General features: G+C 74.1%; 2 protein-coding genes. Both read right to left on the bottom strand.

All coding sequences use genetic code 11. The annotated features are described in order from the left end of the window. On the bottom strand, window positions 1–1863 hold a 1863-nt coding region (locus GWI24_RS41925; protein WP_210951262.1), incomplete at its 3' end, for a type I polyketide synthase. Between the two features lie 61 nt (window positions 1864–1924). Then, on the bottom strand, window positions 1925–3692 hold a 1768-nt coding region (locus tag GWI24_RS41920), incomplete at its 5' end, for a beta-ketoacyl reductase (protein WP_210951261.1).

Raw genomic sequence — 3692 nt, 5'->3', positions numbered from 1 at the left:
CAACCCCGGGCCCTCACCCCGCAACACCTCAGTCAGCGACCAGTCCACAAACCCCGACAGCGCCACCTCGCACTCCGCGATCCGCCCCGCGAACACCGGCGACGAATCCAGCAACTCCACCGCCATCCCCACCCACTGCGACCCCTGCCCCGGGAACACGAACACCGGCTTCCCGGCGTGGCCCGCCACGCCCTGGGCCACGAGGCCACCGGGCTCGGCCCGGGTGAGCGCCGTCAGCCCGGCGCGGAAGTCCTCGACGCCGCCACCGACCACCACGGCGCGGTGGTCGAAGCGGGCGCGGGTGGTGGCCAGCGAGAACCCCACATCCGCCGGGGACGGCTCCGGACCCTCCGCGAGGCGTGCCAGCAGGCGCTCCGCCTGGCCACGCAGGCCGGACTCGGTCTTGGCCGACAGCACCCACGGCACCGCCGCGCCGCCCACGGGTGCCACGCCCTCGGTTGACGTGTCCGTGGGCCCGGTGGCCTCGGGGGCCTGCTCGATGATGGCGTGGGCGTTGGTGCCGCTGGCGCCGAAGGCGGACACCCCGGCACGGCGGACCCGCCCGGTCTCCGGCCACGGCCGGGCCTCGGTGAGCAGTTCGACGGCGCCCGAGGTCCAGTCCACGTTGGGCGAGGGCTCCTGGATGTGCAGGGTGCTGGGCAGCACCCCGTGACGGATCGCCTGCACCATCTTGATCACACCGCCGACCCCCGCGGCGGCGGCCGTGTGGCCGATGTTGGACTTCAGCGAGCCGAGCCACAGCGGCCGGTCGGCCGGGCGGTTCCTGCCGTACGTGGCCAGCAGGGCGTTCGCCTCGATGGGGTCGCCCAGCGACGTTCCCGTGCCGTGTGCCTCGACCACGTCCACATCGGTGCCGGACAGGGTGGCGTTGGCCAGCGCCTGGCGGATCACCCGCTGCTGGGCACGGCCGTTGGGCGCGGTGAGGCCGTTGCTGGCGCCGTCCTGGTTGATGGCACTGCCGCGGACCACCGCGAGCACGGTGTGGCCGTTGCGGCGGGCGTCCGAGAGCCGCTCCAGCAGCAGCACTCCGACGCCCTCGCCCCAGGCGGTGCCGTCGGCCGTCGAGGAGAACGCCTGGCATCGGGAGGAGACGGACAGCGCCCGCTGGCGGCTGAACTCGATGAACCCGCTCGGCGTGGACATCACGGTGGTGCCGCCGGTGAGTGCCATCGAGCAGTCGCCCTGGCGCAGCGCCTGGCACGCCATGTGCAGCGCCACCAGCGAGGACGAGCACATGGTGTCGACCGTGACGGCCGGTCCCTCCAGACCCAGGGTGTAGGCGACCCGGCCGGAGAGGATGGCACCCGAGGCGCCCATGGACATCTGGCCTTCGAGCCCCTCGGGGAGTTCGGTCAGATCGCGGGCGTAGTCGAAGTCGGTGGCGCCCATGAAGATGCCGGTGTCGCTGCCGCGCAGGGTGCCCGGGTCGATTCCGGCCCGTTCGAAGGTCTCCCAGACCACTTCCAGCAGCAGCCGCTGCTGCGGGTCCATGGTGAGGGCCTCGCGCGGCGAGATGCCGAAGAACGCCGGGTCGAACTGGTCCACGTCCTGGAGGAATCCGCCCTGGCGGGCGTAGGTGCGGCCCTCGCGGTCGGGGTCCGGGTCGAAGAGGTTCGGCAGGTCCCAGCCCCGGTCGGCCGGGAAGTCGCCCATGCCGTCCCGGCCTTCGGCCACGGCCTGCCACAGGTCCTCGGGGGACCGGATGTCGCCCGCGTAGCGGCAGTTCATCGCCACGATGGCGATGGGCTCGGGGGCCTGCAGCTCCTGGATCCGGCGGTGTGCGGCGCGGAGATGGCCGGTGGCCCGCTTGAGGTAGTCGCGCAGCTTCTTCTCGTTGTCCATGGTCGTCAGCTCCTCAAGAGGGCCGGAACGTCGGTGGCGGCCGGGGCGGTGGCGCGGCGGTTCATGAGGCCGTCAGATTCCGGCCCAGCAGCTCGAACATCCCGTCGAGCAGCTCGAACATCTCGTCGTCCGTGGCCGATTCGATGTCGCCCAGCTCCAGGGCGGCGAGGGTGGACTGGACGCGGTCGAACTCCGCGAGTGCCACGGTGTCCACGGACTCCCCGCCCGATGGCAGGAGTTCCTCCCGCAGCAGTACCGCGAGGTCGTCGGCGGTCGGGTAGTCGAAGACGAGGGTGACCGGCAGCCGCAGCCCGGTGGCGGCGTTCAGCCGGTTGCGCAGATCGACGGCGGTCAGCGAGTCGAAGCCCAGCTCCTTGAAGGCGCGTCCGGTCTCGACCGCGCCCGCGTCGGCGTAGCCGAGGGCCGCGGCCGCCTGCTCGCTCACCAGCTCCACGAGGGCGGTGTGGCGGTCGGCCGGGCTGAGCTCCGCGAGCCGCGTACGCAGCGCGGCGGCGCCACCGGCCTCCTCCCGCTCCGCTCCGGCCGTGTCCTGCCCGGTGCCGCCCGCCTCGGGGAGACCGGCGAGCAGCGGCAGCGGGCGGGTGGCGGACAGGGCGGGGGCGAAACGGCCCCAGTCGATGTCGGCCGCGACGAGGAAACCGTCGCCCTGCGCGACCGTCTGCCGCAGCAGCTCCAAGGCCCGTGCGCCGTCGATGGGCGGCGCACCACGGCGTCGCAGCTGGTCCGCCACCTCGCCGTCGATCATTCCGCCGCCCGCCCAGGCGCTCCAGGCCACCGAGGTGGCGGGCAGTCCGTCCGCGCGGCGCAGCTGGGCGAGCGCGTCGAGATACGCGCTGGCCGCCGCGTAGTTGCCCTGTCCGGCGGCGCCCACGGTGCCGGCGATCGAGGAGATCAGGACGAACGCGTCGAGGTCCAGGTCCAGGCCCCGGGTGAGCTCGTGCAGATGGCGCGCGCCCGCCACCTTGGGGCGCAGTACGGCTTCGATCCGCTCAGGGGTGAGCGCGTCGACGGTGGCGTCGTCCAGCGTGCCCGCGGCGTGCACCACGGCGGTGAGTGGATGGTCCGCGCCGTCGCGCGTGACCTGGTTCAACAGGTGTGCCAGCGCCTCGCGGTCGGCCACATCGCACGCGACGACGGTCACCCGGGCGCCGCGCTCGGTCAGTTGGGCCTCAAGCTCGGCCGCGCCCGGGGCCTGGGGCCCACGGCGGCTGACCAACACCACGTGTTCGGCACCCTCGTCGACCAGTCCGCGGGCGATCTGGGCGCCGACGCCACCGGTGCCACCGGTGATCAGGACGGTGCCGCGGGGCTGCCAGCGCTCACCGGAACGGCCGGCCCCGGCCCGCCGGAGCCGCCGGGCGAGGGTGCCCGAGGCGCGGATGGCCAGCTGGTCCTCGCCGTCCCGGCCGGTCAGGGCGAGGGCGAGGGCCCTGAGGGCGCCCTCGTCGAGCGCCTCGGGCAGATCGATCAGCCCGCCCCAGCGCTGCGGATGCTCCAGGGCGACCGCACCGCCCAGGCCCCAGACAAGGGCTTGCGCGGGGGCTCCGAGACGGTCGGCGCCGCTGGTGGAGACGGCGCCACGGGTGACACACCACAGGGGCGCGTCGACGCCCGCCTCACCCAGCGCCCGCACCAGGTCGAGGGTGGTGGCGAACCCTGTGGGGACGTCGGGGTGTTCCGGGTGCGGTGCCTCGTCGAGAGCGAGGAGGGACACCACGCCGCCGGGCGCCCCGGTGTCCCCGAGGGCCTCGGTGATACGGGTGGCGAGCCGGGCGCGGTCGGTGTCGTCCGGGCCGATGCGTACGGGG

Source organism: Streptomyces sp. MK37H (assembly GCF_018035285.1).
GTDB classification, from domain to species: domain Bacteria; phylum Actinomycetota; class Actinomycetes; order Streptomycetales; family Streptomycetaceae; genus Streptomyces; species Streptomyces endocoffeicus.
This window is presented reverse-complemented; position numbering and strand designations above follow the sequence as displayed.